Below are 17836 nucleotides of genomic sequence, written 5' to 3' on the forward strand. Positions count from 1 at the left end.
TACCTCCCGGGCCCACTGACATCCCGGCCCACTGACCTTCCCGGCCTATAGATGTCCCGGGCCCTGGCCCACTGACACCTCGTCGCCCGTCTCACGGCGACGTCCCGATGGTGGGACAGGAAACGCGCTCGAAACCTCCACGCGATACCACTGGTCCATGAGCACCCAGGGCCGCACCACGACCGAGCAGCTGATCGAGGCCGACCGCCGCGAGCCGAACGTCGCGACGTTCGCCGCCGGTGTCTCCTCGGCGCAGCAGCACGCCGCCCTCCGCGCGTCGGTTCGCCAGCTCGGCGCGCTCCTAGGCGAGGCACTGACCCGGCACGAGGGGCCAGAGCTGCTCGACCTCGTCGAGCGGGTGCGCCGGCTCGCCCGCCAGCCCGAGGACGACGAGCTGCGTGCGACCCTCGCCGGGGTCGACGCGAAGACGGCGGTGGTGCTCGCCCGGGCCTTCACGGCCTACTTCCAGCTCGTCAACGTCACCGAGCAGCTCCACCGCTGGCAGGAGGTGACGGCGGTCGACGAGGGGCCGCTCGCGTCGGCGGTCGGGCGCATCGGGCACGCCCTTGAGGACGGCAGCCTCGACCGCGGCCTCCTCGTGCAGGTGCTCCAGCGGCTGGAGTACCGCCCCGTCTTCACCGCCCACCCGACCGAGGCCACCCGGCGCTCGGTGACCGACCAGCTGCGGCGCATCGCCGACACGGTGCAGGCCATCGAGGACCCGCGCCGCCCGGCGGCCGAGCTGCCGCGGCTCCAGCACCGCCTCGCCGAGCTCGTCGACCTGCTGTGGCAGACGGACGAGCTGCGCATCGTGCGCCCCGAGCCCACCGACGAGGCGCGCACCGCCATCTACTACCTCCACACGATCGCGGCCAGCGTCGTGCCGGAGCTGCTTGCCGAGCTCGACCGCACGCTGGCGACCATCGGCATCGAGCTGCCACCGGAGGCGCGTCCGCTGCGCTTCGGCGCCTGGGCCGGCGGCGACCGCGACGGCAACCCGAACGTCACCCCGGCCGTGACCCTCGAGGTCATCGGCCTGCAGCACGACGCAGGCCTGCGCGAGATCGTCACCGGCGTCGAGGCGCTGCTCTCCGAGCTGTCGTCGTCGACCCGGGTCGTCCCCGTCACCGACGAGCTGCGCGCGAGCCTCGAGCGCGACGCGGAGGCGCTGCCCATCACGTTCAACGCCGTGCGGCGGCTCAACGCCGAGGAGCCCTACCGCCTCAAGCTGAGCTTCGTGCGCGTGCGGCTGCTCCGCACCCGCGACCGCCTCGCCCACGGCACGGCCCACGAGCCGGGCCGCGACTACGCCGGCTTCGACGAGCTGCTCGCCGACCTCGTCCTCATCCGCGACTCGATGCGCGCGGGCGGCGACGAGCTGACGGCCGACGGCGGGATCCTGCGCCTGACGCGCACCGCCACGGCGATCGGTCTCGGCCTCGCGACGCTCGACATCCGCGAGCACAGCGACAAGCACCACGCGGCCCTGGCCGACCTCTACGACCGCATCGGCGAGCTCGAGACGCCGTATGCCGCCCTCGACCGTCCCGCACGCATCGCCCTCCTGTCGCGCGAGCTGGGTTCACGGCGGCCCCTCACGGGCACCGGCGTGAGCGACCTCGGGGTGGCGGCGTCGGCGTCGCTCGAGCTGCTCGGCACGATCCGCACCGCCCTCGACACCTACGGGCCCGAGGTCATCGAGACCTACATCGTCTCGATGACCCACGACATCGACGACCTCTTCGCCGTCGTCGTCCTCGCGCGCGAGGCCGGCCTCGTCGACACCGGCTCCGAGACCGCGCCGGCGTCGGCTCGCATCGGCTTCGCGCCGCTCTTCGAGACCGTGGCCGAGCTGGAGTCGGCGGGGCCGCTGCTCGACGCGCTGCTCAGCGACCCGGCATACCGCCGCGTCGTCGCCGCCCGGGGCGACGTGCAGGAGATCATGCTCGGCTACTCCGACAGCTCGAAGGACGCGGGAATCGCCGCGTCGCAGTGGCAGATCCACCGCGCGCAGCGCGCGCTGCGCGACATCGGGCGCCGGCACGGTGTCGTGCTGCGGCTCTTCCACGGCCGCGGAGGTTCGGTCGGACGCGGCGGCGGCCCGACGGGCGAGGCCGTCATGTCGCAGCCCTACGGCAGCCTCGACGGTCCGATCAAGATCACCGAGCAGGGCGAGGTGCTGAGCGACAAGTACACCCTGCCGGGGCTCGGGCGCTTCAACCTCGAGGTAGCGCTCGCGGCGGTGCTCGAGGCCTCGGTGCTGCACCGCACCTCGCTCCTGCCCAAGGACGTGCTCGACAGCTGGAACGGCACGATGGACCTCGTCGCCGGCAGCGGGCAGCAGGCCTACCGCGGCCTCGTGCGCGACCCCGGGCTCGTGCCGTTCTTCGTGTCGGCCACCCCCGTCGACGAGCTCGGCAAGATGAACATCGGCTCGCGCCCAGCCAAGCGACCCGGCGGGGCGGGCGGGCTCGAGGACCTGCGCGCCATCCCGTGGGTCTTCGGCTGGACCCAGTCGCGGATCATCCTGCCGGGCTGGTTCGGCGTGGGGTCGGGCCTCGCGGCCGCTCGTGAGGACGGCCGCCGCGACACGCTGCGCGAGATGTACGGCTCGTGGGCCTTCTTCCGCACCTTCCTGTCCAACGTGCAGATGACCCTCGCCAAGACCGATCTCGACATCGCGGCGGGCTACGTGCACGAGCTCGTGCCGGCCGAGGTGGCCGGGCTCTTCGAGACGATCCGCGAGGAGCACGCCCGCACGCTCGAGGAGGTGCTGCGCGTGACGGGTCAGTCGGTGCTGCTCGAGTCGGCGCCGACGCTGCGCCGCACTCTCGAGCTGCGCGACAGCTACCTCGCACCGCTGCACGCGCTGCAGACCTCGCTGCTCGCGCGGTCGCGGTCGGTGCCCGACGAGGCCGATCCCGACCCCGACGTGCAGCGAGCGCTGCTGCTGACGATCAACGGCATCGCGGCCGGGCTGCGCAACACCGGCTGACACGAGCCGTGTGACCACGCGCCCACTCACCCCTGCGATTACGAGGCCACTCGAGTGTGGAGAGGGGCTCTTTCTCCCCGCCGGCCTCAGGTGTCGCCGGGCTGGGCGGCTGCCGCGAGGAGGCGCTGCGCCTGGCGGGTCATCGCATCGCGCAGCTCGGGCGGCCCGAGCACCGTCATCGGCCACGGCATGAGGGCGAGGTGCAGGGCCATCCAGTCGAGGTTCTGACCCCCCGACTCGAGGATGCAGTGCGAGCGGCCGTCAGCCGTGACGGTTCCCACCGACGACGGAATGCGTTGCTCGACAACGGATTTCGGCGCCTCGATGCGCACCCGGGCGACATGGTCGTAGGCGCCGACCGTGATCGCCCGTCGGACGAAGTCTGCGGCGTCGGGCGCGTCGCGCGGCCGGAAGCGCCACCCGCTCGTCGCCGGCTCGGCCATGCGGTCGAGCCGGAACGTCCTCCAGTCGTCGCGGTCGAGGTCATAGGCGAGCAGGTACCAGCGGCGACCGGTGGCGACGAGGCGGTAGGGCTCGATGCGGCGTTCCCCCTCACCCCGCGGGCCGGCATACCGGAAGGTGACGCGCTCGGTCTCGCGGCAGGCGCGGGCGAGCAGGAGGAGGGTGCGCGCGTCGACGGCCGGCGTCGTCGCATCGAGGGTGACGGTGGCCTCGTGGATGGCCTCGACCTGCGCGCGGAGCCGCCCGGGCAGCACCTGGTCGAGCTTCGCGAGGGTGCGCACGGCGGCCTCGCCGAGGCCCTCGACCGTGCCGCCGGCGGCGAGGCGCAAGCAGACCGCGACGGCGACTGCCTCGTCGTCGTCGAGCAGCAGCGGGGGCAGGCGACGTCCAGCGCCGAGCTGGTAGCCACCCCCGGCGCCGTGGGTGGCGCGCACCGGGTAGCCGAGGTCGCGCAACCGGTCGACGTCGCGACGGACGCTGCGGGTCGTCACGCCGAGGCGCTCGGCGAGCTCCGTGCCGCTCCAGACGGGCCGGCTCTGCAGCAGGTCGAGCAGCCGCAGCGTGCGCGCGGTCGGGCCGCCTTCGGTCGTCTCGGACATGCGTTCACCATCTCATCCACTGCGGACAGGAACTGTCCTATATGGCTGACACGATCGCTCCATGACAGAGACAACGAAAGAGAAGACAGCCACCACGAACACGGCGGAAGCGACTGCGGCAGTGGACTGGCCGCGGGTCCTGCTCGACCAGCTCGATTGGCACTGGACCAACCAGCTGCGGCCGCGGCTCGACGGGCTCACCGACGAGGAGTACGTCTGGGAGCCGACCCCGGGCGCGTGGAACGTGCACCCGCGGGGGCAGGGAGCCACCGACCTCCAGGGCGGTCGCGGCGATCTGACGATCGACTGGGCCTACCCGGAGCCGGTGCCGGCGCCCGTGACGACGATCGCCTGGCGCCTCGCGCACGTCATCGTCGGCGTGCTCGGCGCCCGGGTGCACAGCCACTTCGGCGGCCCCGAGGCCGACTACCTGACCTTCGACTACGCCGGCACCGCCGACGAGGCGCTCGCGCAGCTCGACTCGGCGTATGCCGCGTGGATCGCGGGCGTCCGCGGCTGGGGAGCCGCCGAGCTGGCCAAGCCCTGCGGGCCTGCCGAGGGGCCGTGGGCGGAGCACTCCCGCGCCGAGCTCGTCACCCACATCAACCGCGAGGTCATCCACCACGGGGCCGAGATCGCCGTGCTGCGTGACCTCTTCCCCCACCGCAACGACTGACAGGAGCCACCGACATGCCCGCACACGTTCCCCCCGTCGCCGACGAGCGCGAGAGCCTCATCGCCTACCTCGACCAGCAGCGCGACGCCTTCGCGACCGTGGCCTTCGGTCTCACCGAGGAGCAGATCCGCCTCGCGCCCACCGCCGGCACCCTGACGATCGGGGGCCTCATCAAGCACGTCACCACGTGCGAGCGCGGGTGGACCGAGCGCATGGCTGCAGCGCCGAACGCACCCGCACCCCCGGACCAGTCGATCGAGCAGCAGGCGACCGCCTGGGGCGACGACTTCCGGGTCACCGACGACGACACCCTCGAGGCGCTCCTCGCGGCTCTGGCGGCGCAGGGCCAGGTGACGCGGTCGGTGCTTCGTGCGGCAGACCTCGGCGCACCCGTGCCCGTGCCTCGTGATGCGCCATGGTTCCCCCGTGACGTCGAGGCGTGGTCGGTCCGCTGGGTGGCGATGCACGTCGTCGAGGAGCTCGCGCGCCACGCAGGGCACGCCGACATCGTCCGCGAGTCGATCGACGGCGCGACGATGTACGAGCTCGTGGCCGCGCGTGAGGGCTGGCCCGAGACGCCGTGGCTCAAGCCGTGGCGGCCGTCGACGCGGGTCGTCAGCTGACCGGTCGGGCGCGAGACGTCATGGGCTACAGGGCTGCTCACGACTGGAGTCGTGGGGTGTGAGGACCCGCAGACAGGCGAAGGGCCCTTGGGAGTATGAGTCTCAAGGGCCCTTCTGGGGTGATCGGTCGATGTGACGCTCCCGATCGACTGCTCTTCTGCTCCGGTCCCGGTCGCCGCGTCACCCGGCTTCCGCAGTGGGTTGCCCCGCTGTGTGGACCCTCGCCTCCGAGCCGTCCCGCTCTCCCCGAGAGGAGGGCGTAAGAGATTTCTAGCCCCCTTTGCCAAGCCCCGCAAGGGAATCCGCGAAGTACTTCGCCCGTCCACAGGCGGTCGGCGTGTCGTCCACAGGCAGTGAGCGCTTCTCCACACGGAGCGAGCGTCCGTGCACAGCTTGTGCACCGGCCCTGTGGACGACGCGCCTTACGGGGAGCTCTGCGCGGACTCGCAGAGGACGGCATGCAGGAGCGTCACCCCGCCCGCAGCGGACTGGGCGCGCGGCGCGTCTCCGGCGGCGGCATACGCCTGCTGGGCCTCGTGGAGGAGAGCGACCTCGGCGACGACGATGGCGCGCTCGGCCGCGGCGTCGAGGAACCGCCGCTGCGCCTCGGTCGCCCCGACACCGACGGCCGCCCCGGCCACGCGAGCTGAGCTCGTCGCAGAGGGGCCACGCGCGCCCTCCGCGTCAGGGGACGGGACGGCTTCGGCGTTCTCGATGGCGGCGATCGCACTGCGCAGCACGGCGGCCGCCTCACGGTCTCGCTGGCGCATCGCGAGGGTGAGGCGCGAGCGCAGGGAGGCTCGGAGCGTGGACGTCATGCCGTGACGCTACGCCTTGGGCGGCGTTGCGATCCAAGGGTTTTGGCTCCCGCCGCTGTCAGTCGGGCGCAGCGGTCCTGTGATCGAACAGCCGCTCCTTGAGAAAGCCGACGACTCGCTCGACGGCCTCCGGGTGACGGTGGTCGGTCAACGTCGCGTGCCCGTGACCTTCGAGCTCGACCCGGATGAAACCGTCGCCGAGGAGCTCGGTGAGGGTGTCGAAGCGGGTGCCGGTCACCCAGTCGTGGTGGTAGCGCACCCCGAGGACGGGGCACCCTTCCGCGGCACGGCGGGCCACTGCGGCGAGGTCGTCGTCCGAGAGGTTGACGTCGCCGGCGCGACGCCTGCCGAGCGGTATCGGCGTCGCCGGCTGGGCGACGACCGGCGCGACGACGACGGGGTCGACCATCATCGCCAGCGCGAAGCCGCCCGTGACGCACATCCCCACCGCGCCCACACCGGGGCCGCCGACGTCGGCATGGAGGGCGCGGGCCAGGCTGCGCAGCCACGACGCGAGCGGCGCGGTCACCCCGGTCGCGAACATCGTGAACTCCCGGGTCACGCAGAGACGCGGGATGACGAGTGCCCCTTCGTGCCGGCGTGGTCGCGAGTGCGAGCTGCCGAAGAGGTGCGGCATGACGACCGTGAAGCCGTGCTCGACGAGCTCGTCGCCGAATGCGATGACCTCGGGAGTCAGGCCCGGGCTCTCGTGCATGACGACGACGCCCGGCCCCGCACCGCGGCGGTAGGTCGGGAAGTTGACGCCCTCCGCGATGTGGCGACCCGCCTCCCACTGGGCGAGCAGGCTCACCGCGCCACCACCTTCCGTCGTCGCACCGGCCCGCTCGCAGGCCCCTCGGGCGGCCCGAGTGCCCTCGGTCTCCCGTGCCCCAAAAGTACAGTGGCGCCATGACGCCGAGCCGGTATGCCGGGATGTTCGCCCCCACGGACCGTGACCCTGCGCTGGTGGCCGAGCCCCAGGCCCGACGCTCGCTCGGCCTCGAGACGGCCCTCGTGCTCGGGGTCAGCCTCGGCGCGTCGGCGATCTGGGCCATCCTGTCGATCATCGAGAAGCTGACGCGGCCGGTCCCCTTGTCGCAGCAGACGACGGCGATGAACCAGTCGGCGACACCGGGGCGCCCGTGGCTCGACCTCGCCTACCAGCTCGTCGGCATCGCGCTGCCGCTCGTCGCGGTGGTGCTCGCGATCTACCTGCTCAACACCGTGCAGCGGCCCTCGGTCGACGTGCGGGCCGGGCGCTTCATCGGGCTCGACCGGAGCGAGCCCGGCCGCGACCTGCTGCGCGGGGTGGGGCTCGCCGCCCTCATCGGCCTGCCCGGGCTGGCGTTCTACTTCTTCGCCAAGGCGATCGGCATCAACACCCAGGTGTCCGCGGCCAACCTCGAGGCGGTGTGGTGGTCGGGGCCGGTGCTCGTGCTGTCGGCGATCGAGAACGCCGTGCTCGAGGAGGTCATCATGGTCGGCTACCTCTTCACCCGGTGGCGCCAGATCGGGTGGTCGTGGCCCGTCATCATCGGCGTGTCGGCTCTCATCCGCGGGACCTACCACCTCTACCAGGGCTTCGGCGGCTTCGCGGGCAACATCGTCATGGGCCTCGTCCTCGGGCTCGTCTTCGTGCGCACGCGCCGGGTCATGCCGCTCGTCGTCGCGCACTCGATCCTCGACATCGTCGCCTTCGTCGGCTACTCGGTGCTGCGGTCGCGGGGGGTCTCCATCTGAGGGCCCTCGGACGGCCATTTCTGCTGTCTCCGTGCGGCCTTCCTGTGGATGACCCTTGTTTCTGATTCGAACATGTGTTCTGCATATCTGCTTAAGTGAAGTCGGGTATGGGTGCTTCGTCAGGTCTGAGGAGTTCGTGGAGCGGATGGGGATCGGTAACCACGGCCTGTTCGAGCAGCCGGTAGAAGAGCAGCCCGCGGGACTTGGCGTTGCGCCGGTTGAACCGGAAGGTGTACTCGTCCAGGTAGTAGGGCAGCTGGTGCTCCTCGACCCGGAAGTGCAGCGTGCCGATCAGCCAGCGTTTGAGCAGCGAGGCCACCAGGTGGACGCCGGGCAGGACGCTGGCCTTGTCCGCGGCGTTGTAGCCGGTCGTGAACTCGTGCTTGTAGCCGAGCTCCGAGAGGCGTCGCAGGGTGCGCAGGCCGTCGGTGCGGACCGTCGATCCGGGCTCGATGACCTGACTCGCCCAGTCGACGAGCTCGCCGGTGTTGGGCCGCTGCGCGACCGCGAGCCGGACCCGGCCAAGGCGACGAGTTCCGTTGCGCTCCACGGCGATCATGACGGGGACCTTGTCGCTCCCGGCCCCCGGTTTGCCTGGGCTGACGCCGCCGATCATGGTCTCGTCGAGCTCGACGAGACCGGACAGCTTGTCGCGTTCCGGGCGCACCATCGCACGGCGAAGCTTGTGCATCCAGGCCCACGCGGTCTCGTAGGAGCCGAACCCGAGGACCCTTTGCAGCCCGAGGGCTGACATCCCGTTCTTCTGCGAGGTCAGGAACCAGATCGCCGCGAACCACGTCGACAGCGGGGTCCTCGTCCGGTGGAAGATCGTCCCCGCGGTCACCGATGTCCGCCTGCCACATGACCGGCACATCCACAGGCCCGCGCCCGTGCGCCAGAACTCACGCGCCGTGCACTTGGGGCAGACGAACCCGTCCGGCCACCGCAGGGCCGCGAGGTAGTCCAGGCACGACTGGTTGTCCGGGAACCACTCCAGCAGCTGCTGGTACGTCGACGGGTAGTCCACTCCCCGAACCGGATTCGCGGTCATCCACAGATGTTACTTCACCCAAGCAGATATGCAGAACATGTGTTCTAATTGAGCAGTCAGGGAGGAGGCGTCATGCCGTTCACGAGCGACTCACGGTCGCGTCTCGAGGGGTTCCTCGAGCGCGGGTTCGTCATGACGATGGAGCAGCGTGACGAGCGGCACGTGGCCCCGTCCGCACACCGGCTCGTCGCCACCCTGATGTCCGAGACCGCCCCTGCCACTGGACCCGGGCACGTGGACCACGCTGGGGTGGCTGACGCGCTCGCCGACTCCGAGGACTCCGGGGATGCCGGCGACGGCGTGCACGCTGGGGCCGCTGGCGACGCTGGCGACGCGGTGGACGCTGTGGACGCTGCGGACGCTGACAGCGTGGAGAGCCTCGAGGATCGTGAGGATGCGGCGAGTGCGGCCTCCTTCGAGGCGCTGATGGCCGCCGACCTCGCCTGGTTCGAGGGCGGGCAACGCGTGAAAGGTATGGCCGAGGACCACCAGCTCGAGGCCCTCGCCCGGCTGCACGCGACCGCCCTCGCCGAGCTCGGCGCCCGGCACGCGCAGTCCTGGGTCGAACGCAACCCCTTCTCGGCCCGCGAGGCCGTCGTCATGGAGGTCTCGGCCGCGACCGGGCTGGCCCAGGGCGACCTGTCGTTGCGGCTCGAGCTCGCCACCGGAGCGCCGGCCCGCACCGCCTTCCTCCGGGAGCAGATCCGCACCGGTGCCACCACCCTGCAGCGTGCCTGCGAGCTGGTGCGAGAGACCCGAGAGCTCGACGACGAGCTCGCCGACCACATCGCTCGCACCACGCTGGCCCCGACCCGTGACGGGTCCGGGCTGTCGGGAGCGCTGTTCCGCCAGCGGCTGCGCCGGGCCATGCTCAGCGCCGACGCCGACCAGGCTGCCCGCCGCCGCGCCGCCCGCCGGCGCATCGGCGCTCACAGCGAGGTCTTCGACGACGGCACCGGCCGCCTCACGGTCGTCAACGACGCCGACAAGATCGTCGCCGCCATCGAGCGGGCCGACGCCGCCGCGCGCGCCGCCAGAGCTGCCGGCGACCCCCGCACCCTCGACCAGCTCCGCGCCGACTACCTCACGGGCGCTGCCATCACGGGTTGGCCGGACGGTGATGTGGGCTTCGCGCGGCAGTCCCCCTCCCCGGCCGGTCGGGCCGTCGTCGTCGTGCCGTTCGAGACAGCCCTGGGCCTGTCCGACCGTCCCTGCGAGCTGCCCGGGCACGGCTTCGTCAGCGCCCAGCAGGCCCGCGAGATCATCACCGCACCCGGGTCGATCTGGCAGACGCTTCTGGCCGACATGACAACCGGCCGCGCCCTCGCCCTCTCTCGTAGCGGCTACCGCCCCACCCCCGAGATGATCGAGCACATCCGAGCCGTCGACGGCACCTGCCGCGGGCCAGGGTGCACGGTCCCCGCCCGCGCCTGCGACCTCGACCATGACGTGCCTTGGCCGCACGGCCCCACCGCCGTCGACAATCTCAGTGCGAAGCACCGTCAACACCACCGGGTCAAGACTGCTGGTTGGTGGCGCGCCACCCGAGACGGCGACACCCTCACCTGGCACACCGCTGCCGCCCGCACCTACACCACCCATCCCAAGGACTGGCTCGACGGCCACCGTCGTCACCACGACCCACTGACGTCGCCGGGCTGCGGCCCCGAGCCCAGTCCTCCCGCAACGCCACACTCCTCCACGACGGCAAGGCCGACTCAAACGGCCTCGACCCGGCGGGCGCCCTCCTCCACGGCGGCAAGGCCGACTCCAACGGCCTCGACCCGGCCGACGCCAGACCCGCCGCCGTTCTGATCTCGACGCTCCGGGTCGCAGGAGCGTCAGTGACGCGCCCGATCCCAACGCGCGAGCCGCGGTCCCCGCCTGACCGCCCGACCGAGCCACACTGCATACACTCTCGCCCATGAACTCGGCCCGGCAGGTGCGCGCGCGCCTGCTCGGGGACCCCGCCGACGACTACCGCCTCAGCCGGCGCACGTCGGGACGGATCGCGTGGCTCGGCTGGCTGGGGCCACTCTTCTTCACCGCCGTCGGCGGCATCATGCGCTTCTGGCACGTCGGCGCGCCTCACAAGCTGGTGTTCGACGAGACGTACTACGTCAAACAGGGCTGGTCGATGGTCCTGTTCTGGTTCGAGATGAAGAACGACGACCTCCTCCAGGAGGCGCAGCAGGTCGACCAGCACTTCACGGCCAACGACCCGTTCATCTACGGCACCCAGGGCGACTTCGTCGTGCACCCGCCGGTCGCCAAGTGGCTCATCGGCTGGGGCGAGATGCCGTTCGGCATCCTCAACTCCTTCGGCTGGCGATTCTCGGTCGCCCTCGCCGGCACGCTCTCGATCCTCATGCTCGGGCTCATCGCGCGGCGCCTCTTCCGCTCCGACCTGCTCGGCACGGTGGCGGCAGCACTGCTCGCGTTCGAGGGTCACCACTTCGTCCACTCGCGCACGGGCCTGCTCGACATCTTCGTCATGTTCTTCGGGCTCGCGGGGTTCGGCGCGCTGCTCATCGACCGCGACCGAGCCCGAGCGGTGCTGGCCCGCAAGGTCGGTGACCGCCCCCGTGCGGCGACGTCCTACCTCGGCCCGTGGCTCGGGTGGCGCCCGTGGCGGTGGGTGGCCGGCGTCATGCTCGGCCTCTCGACCGGCGTCAAGTGGTCGGGCCTCTACTTCGTCATCGCGTTCGGTCTGCTCACCGTCCTCTGGGACCTCGGGGCACGACGGGCCGCCGGCGTGCGCGGCTGGAGCGCCGGCACCCTCGCCAAGGACGCGCCCTATGCGTTCGTGCAGGTCGTCGGGGCCGCCCTCGTCACGTACGTTGCGAGCTGGACGGGCTGGATCCTCAGCAAGGGCGGCTCGTTCCGCAACTGGGCCGACACGAACCCGACGCCCTACACCTGGCTGCCCGACTGGTGGCGCTCGCTCTGGGCCTACCACCAGCAGATGTTCCTCTCGACGCAGGCGATCAACGCGCCACACCCCTATCAGACGAGCCCGTGGTCGTGGCTCATCCAGGGTCGGCCCACGTCGTTCTTCTGGGAGGGGCCGAAGCAGGGCACCGAGGGCTGCACGGTCGACTCGTGCGCCAAGGCGATCACCTCGATCGGCACCGTCTCGATCTGGTGGGGTGCGACGATCGCGATCTTCGTGCTCCTCTTCATGTGGGCATTGCGCCGTGACTGGCGCGCGGGCGCGATCCTCTGCGGCATCGCTGCGGGCTATCTCCCGTGGTTCGTGCTCTCGGGTCGCACGATCTACTCGTTCTACGAGGTGGCCTTCGTGCCGTGGATCGTGCTGGCGTGCGTCTACGTGCTGGGCCTCATCATCGGCGGGCGCGGGGCCTCGCTGACGCGGCGCCGGGTCGGTTACGGCGTGCTCGGAGCCTTCGTCGTGCTGACGATGGCCCTCTTCGCCTTCTTCCATCCCATCTACGTCGCCGACGTCATCCCGCTCACCGAGTGGCAGCGTCGGATGTGGTTCCCGAGCTGGGTCTGAGGCCGGTCCGCCGACCGCCCATCGATTGGGTATGCCGTCCGGCGTGGTGTTAGCATTCACGCGCACCAGGGGCTGTGGCGCAGTTGGTAGCGCGTCTCGTTCGCAATGAGAAGGTCAGGGGTTCGAATCCCCTCAGCTCCACCAACGCCAGATGGACCAGACACGCTTTTCGTCTGGTCCATGTGGCGTTTTGCGGATGTGTATGGGGGGATTCGGGAGGACGACCGAGCGCCAGCGAGGAAGGACGGCTCCCCTCAGCTCCACAACATGAAGAAGGACCGGGCAGCTTTTAGCCCGGTCCTTCTTCATGTTCTGGGACGACGAGCGGGGATTCGGGAGGAGCCGGAGCGAAGCGGAGGCGACGGCTCCCCTCAGCTCCACCGGATGTACTCGGCGACGGGAGGGGCCCCTGCGAGGTGGGCGCAGAGCCGCTCGGGTTGTCGTCAGCCGCCTGCGGGCGGCTTCAGCGCCCACCAGTTGTCCATCCGACCGATAGCGACCGGACGGTCGACGACGACGCCGATGCCGCCATCAGCGACGCTGTCGAGGACGCGCCGCAGTCGGTAGAGGTAGGTCACGATGCCGGCTGCACCCTGCATCCAGCCGACAGCGGGCGGCAGCAGCGGATCGTCGTTGCGGTGCTCGACGGAACGCCAAAAGGCGCGGTCACCCTCGACCACGGCGTGCTCGACGAGGGCATCACCGAGGCGGACCGCGAGCGCCAGGTCGCGAGAGTCCCCTAGGCTGGTCCAGGCGTCCAGCAGCATGTCACCCACCCCTGCCGTGCCGCAACAGCGACCATCGTTGTCCCAGAAGCCTGGTCGCAGCCTTTCCGGTATGCCGGAGGCGTGGATCGCGTCTAGGCACCGTCGGTGCCAGCTGAGCGGGTGCTCCCCCGCCACCTTGTCGACTCCCGCCTCGTCGAGCGCGCGGAAGAGGACCGAGGTGCCGGTCGGGCCGTGGCACCAGCCGTAAGCAATGGGTTCGAGCCCGAGCTCCGGCGCCGCGGGCACCAAATGCGGGAGCGCCAACCCTGGATGGCCGGACACGCGGAGCCCGACGAGGTGCTCCGCCCCTCGCCTGGCCTGCTCCACGACGTCTGGCCGCTCGAGCTCGGAGCCGGCGAGGGCCAAGGCGGTCGCGATGCCCGCCAGGCCGTGAGACCAGTTCGGCATGTCACGGCGCGGGCGCAGCCGGTGACGCTCCGGCACCATCGACCAGTTGACGCCGTCGGCCATCGGCTCGGCTTCAGCCAGGAGCACGTCGACGCAGCGGTTGGTCAGCTCGCGCGCGGCCGGCGCGCCGTGTCGCATCGCCCACAGCGCCGCGAGGAGGACACCGGCGGTGCCGGTCGTGGCGTCATGGATCCGTGCGTCCGGCGTGTACCCAGGGGGCCCCACGTGCTCGGTGGGCCAGCCGTCAGGGGTGAGCAGCTCCAGCATCCGCAGGAGTGCCGTGTCCACGCCCGTCGGCGCTGCGACGCCTCCGTCCGGCCTCGCGCTCGGAGATGCCGGCCTCGCGATGAGCCCATCGGCGGCGACCAGCGTGCCCACCGTGCTCGACTGGCCGTCGAAGTACGTCACGTCCGTGGCGACGGGAGACTCGGCACGCAGCCGATGGACGGCGCCGTCGACGAGCCGGCTCTCCTCGTCGGTGAGCTCGCGGGTGAGCCCGATCTCGCGGAGCGCGTGGACGAGGCCGGAGACGCCGCTGTGCAGGCCCTGTGGGAACTGCGACGGCTGGGCAGGTCCGCCGTCGAGGTCAACGGAGTCCGGGATCCACGGGCCACGGTCGTCCCACTCCACCTGGTCGAGCACCCAGCGCCAGGCAGCGGAGCCGAGTCGGGCGTAGTTCTCGGCCCTGGCGGCGGGATTCGGGCCGGGGAGTCCCGTCGGTGCCTGCTTCGACATCACACCATCGTGGCAGGCGCCCGAAATCGGCGCAGACTGTCTGTATGCCCCTCAGCGCCGAGGCACGAGCGAGGCTGGAATGGATCCGCGACGACTACGTCGCGCTCGTGAGGTCTGCCGCGCCGCGCGACCTCCTCGCCCCGTCGGATGGCACGAGGTGGACGAACCGCGAGCTGCTCTTCCACATGTGGTTCGGACAGCGCATCGCCCGAGCGCTCATTCCCGTGATGGGAGGCTTCTCGCAGTTTCCGCCGTCGGTTTCACAGGCGTACGCCGGCATGCTCTCCGCGGCGACCCGGCCCTACACCTGGATCAACTATGCGGCCGCCGTGGGCGGAGCCCGGGCGGCCGGCCTCGAACGCTCTCAACGGTGGATGATCGCCGACACCGCCTGGCTCCTGCGCTGGGCCGAAGGCGCCAGCGATGCCGACCTCGCACGCGGGATGAGCGTCCCGCCCGGCTGGGACCCCTACTTCACGCCGTGGATGAGCCGGGCTGACGTCATGGACTGGTTGCCCAAGCACTACCAGCATCACCGGGCTCAGCTCACGCTCGGGCGGTGAAGAGCGTCGCCAGCGCGCACCGAGCACCACATAATTTGATGCCTATCGATATTGACATCAATCGATACGCAGAGCAGGATGGGCCGCAGAAGGAGCCACCATCCATCGCCATCTCATGTCCGAGGAGACCCCATGAACCGTGTCCAGCTCGCCCTCAACGTCGATGACCTCGACCGGTCGATCGCCTTCTACTCCGACCTGTTCGGGACTCAGCCGGCCAAGGTCCGCCCCGGCTACGCGAACTTCTCCGTCGCCGAGCCGCCGCTCAAGCTCGTGCTCATCGAGAACCCCGGCGAGGGTGGCAGCCTCAACCACCTCGGAGTCGAGGTGGCCGACGTCGACACCGTCGACTCCGAGCAGACCCGACTCGCGACCCACGGCATGACGACCGTCGACGAGCGCGCCACCACGTGCTGCTACGCCAAGCAGGACAAGTTCTGGGTCCAGGGCGCCCCCGACGGCGAACGGTGGGAGGTCTACACCGTCCTCGCCGACAGCCCCACCTTCCGCGAGGAGGCCACCGACGAGGCGGACGCCTGTTGCGGCACGACCGCCAGCGGTGCACAGCCACTCACCCTGGAGGCGGCGCCCGCGTCCTGCTGCTGACGCGAGCGCGCGGACAGCCCCTGGAGCGCGGGCCTTCGGCCCTGAGGCAGGCACCCCGGCGTGCGATGGACGAGAGGGAGCGGCATCCGCGACACCTCGATCCACCCCACGGCCGAAGGCGGGCCCATGACTCGCACCTCAAGACCCGAGCAGGAGCGTGACGCGCGCGAGCCATCCACGCCCCTCTGGCGGGCTCAAACCGCGCCCGGGGGCACACGCCGAACGCATGCCCCCGGGAGCGATCGCCAGGTCGTCGGCCCTCAGGCGCGGCGCCGGCGGTTCGCCGAAGCGACCATGAGACCACCCGCGACGACGACTGCCGCAGCCGCTCCGAGCCCGACCGCAGGCACGTCCGCCGGCTCTTCGGAGCTCAGCACGAGCTTGGGTGCGACGGCCGGAGCCGGAGCCGGAAGGTCACGGTCGGCCGCGCTGCTCGAACCGGCACCCGTCACGCGGCGACTCGAGGACGAGGAGGACAGGCCCTGCTCGGCCGCGCTGCTCGAGCCGGCACCCGTCACGCGGCGACTCGAGGACGAGGAGGACGGGCCCTGCTCGGCCGCGCTGCTCGAACCGGCACCCGTCACGCGGCGACTCGAGGAGGAGGATGAGGAGGAGGAGGATGAGCCCTGCTCGGCTGCGCTGCTCGAACCGGCGCCCAGTGCCTGGGCTCTCGAGGACGAGGAGCAGGACACGCCTGTGCCCCCACCGGATGTCCCGCACTGCACGGAGACGGGCGAGGGCGACGGGTCGCGCATCTGCGACGAGGAGGCCGGCCCCACGAGGGTCAGGGACAGTGCCGCGGACGCGCCGAGTGCGGCGGCCACGCGACGGCGGGGGCGGTTGCTGCTGGTGTTGGACTGACTGGACATGAGGCGCTCCTTTCACATGAGGTCGACCCGGCACGGTCGCGCCTGGACCGTGATAGCCCCCGGGGGCGCCGTGCCTCCCGGAAATCCGTCGGGTCGTGGCTGGAGCTGATCAAGCTGGGTTACGGACAGACGCGCGGAGGGGCGCCCAGATACCCCACCCGAGCGCCAACACCCGAGAGCAGGGCCGCTCCCACCGTCCGGGGATCCGCCTCCGACGTCGTCCCACTCCACGGACCTTCGACCCTGACACTCGAGGGAGTGAGGGCGTAGACCCGAGATGGCGGAGGACACCCAGCCCATCGCCCAGCCCATCCCCCAGCCCATCCCCAGCCCAGAGGCGCACCGCATGAGTGGAGCCCCGACACAGGACCACACAGATCCCACCCGCCACCCAGAGCCGGCCAGGCGGGCGGCGGTTCCTGCCACTGCCGCCCTGTTGGCCGCGACAGCGGTATGGGGTTCGACGTTCGTCGTGACCAAGGACTCGGTCGACGAGCTGGCCCCAGCCTCCTTCCTCACCTGGCGCTTCGGGATCGCCGCAGCTGCTCTGCTGCTCGTGCGTCCCACAACGCTGCGAGACCTCGCCCGGACCGACCTGTGGCGCGCCTCGGGCCTCGGGGTCTTCCTCGCCGCGGGCTTCCTGCTCCAGACCACCGGGCTCCTGCATACCCTGGCGGGCGTCTCGGGATTCCTCACCGGAGCAGCGGTCATCCTGACACCCCTCGTGGCCGCACTCCTCTTCTCCGAGAGGGTCGGTCGAAGCGGTTGGCTCGCCGTCGGCCTGTCCGCTCTCGGGCTCGCCGCCCTCACCGGCGGGGTCAGCGCGCCCTCCGCCCTCGGCGCCCTGCTGACCCTGGGCGGGGCAGCCTTCTTCGCCCTGCACATCACCGGGCTCAGCCAGTGGGCCAGTCGCGAGAACGCCTACGCCCTCACGGCCGTGAGCGTCACGACAGCGGCACTGCTCTGCGCCCTCGTGGCCGGCCTGACCGGCGGCGTCACCGCCCCTGCCACGTCGTCGACCTGGAGCGCCGTGGTCTACCTCGGGGTGGTCGCCACCTGCATCGGCTTCGGCGTGCAGGCCTGGGCGCAGAGCGCATTGAGCGCCACCACCGCAGCGGTCGTGATGACGATGGAGCCGGTGTTCGCCGCAGGGCTCGCGTTCGCCCTCGGAGAGCGAGGCATCGGCCCCTGGGGATGGGTCGGCGGCATGCTCGTCGTGGCCGGCATGGCCTTCAGCGAGCTCGGACCCCGCCGCTGCTGCGACGCCATGTCGCCGCGCATCGAGTGCTGCTAGAGACGAGGTCTCTGCGCGGAGACCGCGCAACCGGGGAGCGACCCCGCCCACGCGCACACCTCGCGGGTCTACACTCCCCGAGGCGACGGCATACGGGCTCGTCGTGCGACGGA

The 17836-nt window shown here is 71.2% G+C and carries 15 protein-coding genes and 1 tRNA gene; 10 read left to right on the forward strand and 6 right to left on the reverse strand.

All coding sequences use genetic code 11. The features are described 5' to 3' along the window. Positions 1 to 157: 157 nt before the first annotated feature. Positions 158 to 2995: a phosphoenolpyruvate carboxylase gene (gene ppc, locus FHX52_RS10800; protein WP_141821880.1), complete on the forward strand. Its 2838-nt coding sequence runs from the start codon at positions 158 to 160 to the stop codon at positions 2993 to 2995. An 86-nt stretch (positions 2996 to 3081) separates the two neighbouring features. Here ppc and FHX52_RS10805 read toward each other — a convergent pair whose 3' ends face one another. Then, positions 3082 to 4056, reverse strand: a complete 975-nt coding sequence (locus FHX52_RS10805; protein WP_141821881.1) for a helix-turn-helix transcriptional regulator — start codon at positions 4054 to 4056, stop codon at positions 3082 to 3084. 61 nt (positions 4057 to 4117) lie between these two features. Between FHX52_RS10805 and FHX52_RS10810 the strand changes: the two genes are divergently transcribed. Together FHX52_RS10810 and FHX52_RS10815 are read left to right on the forward strand one after the other, a co-directional pair. After that, the gene (locus tag FHX52_RS10810; protein ID WP_221630539.1) at positions 4118 to 4732 is read left to right on the forward strand and encodes a DinB family protein; all 615 of its coding nucleotides are present in this window, start codon (positions 4118 to 4120) and stop codon (positions 4730 to 4732) included. 14 nt (positions 4733 to 4746) lie between these two features. Further along, complete coding sequence (locus FHX52_RS10815) at positions 4747 to 5355, forward strand: DinB family protein (RefSeq protein WP_141821882.1); 609 nt, start codon at positions 4747 to 4749, stop codon at positions 5353 to 5355. A gap of 422 nt (positions 5356 to 5777) precedes the next feature. On the opposite strand, the gene FHX52_RS10820 is transcribed toward FHX52_RS10815, so the two are convergent. Both FHX52_RS10820 and FHX52_RS10825 read right to left on the reverse strand, forming a co-directional pair. Beyond that, positions 5778 to 6173 carry a hypothetical protein gene (locus tag FHX52_RS10820; RefSeq protein ID WP_141821883.1) on the reverse strand — a complete coding sequence of 132 codons (396 nt, stop codon included), beginning with the start codon at positions 6171 to 6173 and terminating at the stop codon, positions 5778 to 5780. A gap of 58 nt (positions 6174 to 6231) precedes the next feature. Next, a complete protein-coding gene (locus FHX52_RS10825; protein ID WP_141821884.1) occupies positions 6232 to 6984 on the reverse strand; it encodes a dienelactone hydrolase family protein in 753 nt (250 codons plus the stop codon). 98 nt (positions 6985 to 7082) lie between these two features. Between FHX52_RS10825 and FHX52_RS10830 the strand changes: the two genes are divergently transcribed. Next, positions 7083 to 7913 carry a CPBP family intramembrane glutamic endopeptidase gene (locus FHX52_RS10830; RefSeq protein WP_141821885.1) on the forward strand — a complete coding sequence of 277 codons (831 nt, stop codon included), beginning with the start codon at positions 7083 to 7085 and terminating at the stop codon, positions 7911 to 7913. A 91-nt stretch (positions 7914 to 8004) separates the two neighbouring features. Here FHX52_RS10830 and FHX52_RS10835 read toward each other — a convergent pair whose 3' ends face one another. Beyond that, entirely contained in the window at positions 8005 to 8964 is a 960-nt protein-coding gene (locus FHX52_RS10835; protein WP_141821886.1) for an IS1595 family transposase, read from the reverse strand. 72 nt (positions 8965 to 9036) lie between these two features. Here FHX52_RS10835 and FHX52_RS10840 point away from each other — a divergent pair, with 72 nt between their 5' ends. The 3 genes from FHX52_RS10840 (at position 9037) to FHX52_RS10850 (ending at position 12625) form a co-directional block, all read left to right on the forward strand. After that, positions 9037 to 10779 carry an HNH endonuclease signature motif containing protein gene (locus FHX52_RS10840; RefSeq protein ID WP_141821887.1) on the forward strand — a complete coding sequence of 581 codons (1743 nt, stop codon included), beginning with the start codon at positions 9037 to 9039 and terminating at the stop codon, positions 10777 to 10779. 109 nt (positions 10780 to 10888) lie between these two features. After that, positions 10889 to 12481, forward strand: a complete 1593-nt coding sequence (locus FHX52_RS10845) for a dolichyl-phosphate-mannose--protein mannosyltransferase (RefSeq protein WP_141821888.1) — start codon at positions 10889 to 10891, stop codon at positions 12479 to 12481. A 68-nt stretch (positions 12482 to 12549) separates the two neighbouring features. Next, positions 12550 to 12625 (forward strand) — tRNA-Ala (locus FHX52_RS10850). 299 nt (positions 12626 to 12924) lie between these two features. Here FHX52_RS10850 and FHX52_RS10855 read toward each other — a convergent pair. After that, the gene (locus FHX52_RS10855; protein ID WP_141821889.1) at positions 12925 to 14391 is read right to left on the reverse strand and encodes a lanthionine synthetase LanC family protein; all 1467 of its coding nucleotides are present in this window, start codon (positions 14389 to 14391) and stop codon (positions 12925 to 12927) included. A 44-nt stretch (positions 14392 to 14435) separates the two neighbouring features. Between FHX52_RS10855 and FHX52_RS10860 the strand changes: the two genes are divergently transcribed. After that, a complete protein-coding gene (locus tag FHX52_RS10860; RefSeq protein WP_141821890.1) occupies positions 14436 to 14954 on the forward strand; it encodes a DinB family protein in 519 nt (172 codons plus the stop codon). Positions 14955 to 15086: 132 nt separating this feature from the next. Next, on the forward strand, positions 15087 to 15560 hold the full coding sequence (locus FHX52_RS10865) for an ArsI/CadI family heavy metal resistance metalloenzyme (RefSeq protein ID WP_141821891.1): 474 nt from the start codon (positions 15087 to 15089) through the stop codon (positions 15558 to 15560). Between the two features lie 260 nt (positions 15561 to 15820). Here FHX52_RS10865 and FHX52_RS10870 read toward each other — a convergent pair whose 3' ends face one another. Next, positions 15821 to 16429 (reverse strand): hypothetical protein, encoded by a 609-nt coding sequence (locus FHX52_RS10870; protein ID WP_141821892.1) that lies wholly within the window; start codon positions 16427 to 16429, stop codon positions 15821 to 15823. A 346-nt stretch (positions 16430 to 16775) separates the two neighbouring features. Here FHX52_RS10870 and FHX52_RS10875 point away from each other — a divergent pair, with 346 nt between their 5' ends. Further along, a complete protein-coding gene (locus tag FHX52_RS10875) occupies positions 16776 to 17723 on the forward strand; it encodes a DMT family transporter (protein ID WP_281287990.1) in 948 nt (315 codons plus the stop codon). Positions 17724 to 17836: the final 113 nt, after the last annotated feature.

The sequence above is a fragment of the Humibacillus xanthopallidus genome (assembly GCF_006717145.1).
GTDB classification, from domain to species: domain Bacteria; phylum Actinomycetota; class Actinomycetes; order Actinomycetales; family Dermatophilaceae; genus Humibacillus; species Humibacillus xanthopallidus.

Coding starts and splice junctions, on each gene's coding strand:
- ppc (WP_141821880.1), top strand. CDS start 158: ATGAGCACCCAGGGCCGCACCACGACCGAGCAGCTGATCGAGGCCGAC.
- FHX52_RS10805 (WP_141821881.1), bottom strand. CDS start 4,056: ATGTCCGAGACGACCGAAGGCGGCCCGACCGCGCGCACGCTGCGGCTG.
- FHX52_RS10810 (WP_221630539.1), top strand. CDS start 4,118: ATGACAGAGACAACGAAAGAGAAGACAGCCACCACGAACACGGCGGAA.
- FHX52_RS10815 (WP_141821882.1), top strand. CDS start 4,747: ATGCCCGCACACGTTCCCCCCGTCGCCGACGAGCGCGAGAGCCTCATC.
- FHX52_RS10820 (WP_141821883.1), bottom strand. CDS start 6,173: ATGACGTCCACGCTCCGAGCCTCCCTGCGCTCGCGCCTCACCCTCGCG.
- FHX52_RS10830 (WP_141821885.1), top strand. CDS start 7,083: ATGACGCCGAGCCGGTATGCCGGGATGTTCGCCCCCACGGACCGTGAC.
- FHX52_RS10835 (WP_141821886.1), bottom strand. CDS start 8,964: ATGACCGCGAATCCGGTTCGGGGAGTGGACTACCCGTCGACGTACCAG.
- FHX52_RS10840 (WP_141821887.1), top strand. CDS start 9,037: ATGCCGTTCACGAGCGACTCACGGTCGCGTCTCGAGGGGTTCCTCGAG.
- FHX52_RS10845 (WP_141821888.1), top strand. CDS start 10,889: ATGAACTCGGCCCGGCAGGTGCGCGCGCGCCTGCTCGGGGACCCCGCC.
- FHX52_RS10855 (WP_141821889.1), bottom strand. CDS start 14,391: ATGTCGAAGCAGGCACCGACGGGACTCCCCGGCCCGAATCCCGCCGCC.
- FHX52_RS10860 (WP_141821890.1), top strand. CDS start 14,436: ATGCCCCTCAGCGCCGAGGCACGAGCGAGGCTGGAATGGATCCGCGAC.
- FHX52_RS10865 (WP_141821891.1), top strand. CDS start 15,087: ATGAACCGTGTCCAGCTCGCCCTCAACGTCGATGACCTCGACCGGTCG.
- FHX52_RS10870 (WP_141821892.1), bottom strand. CDS start 16,429: ATGTCCAGTCAGTCCAACACCAGCAGCAACCGCCCCCGCCGTCGCGTG.
- FHX52_RS10875 (WP_281287990.1), top strand. CDS start 16,776: ATGAGTGGAGCCCCGACACAGGACCACACAGATCCCACCCGCCACCCA.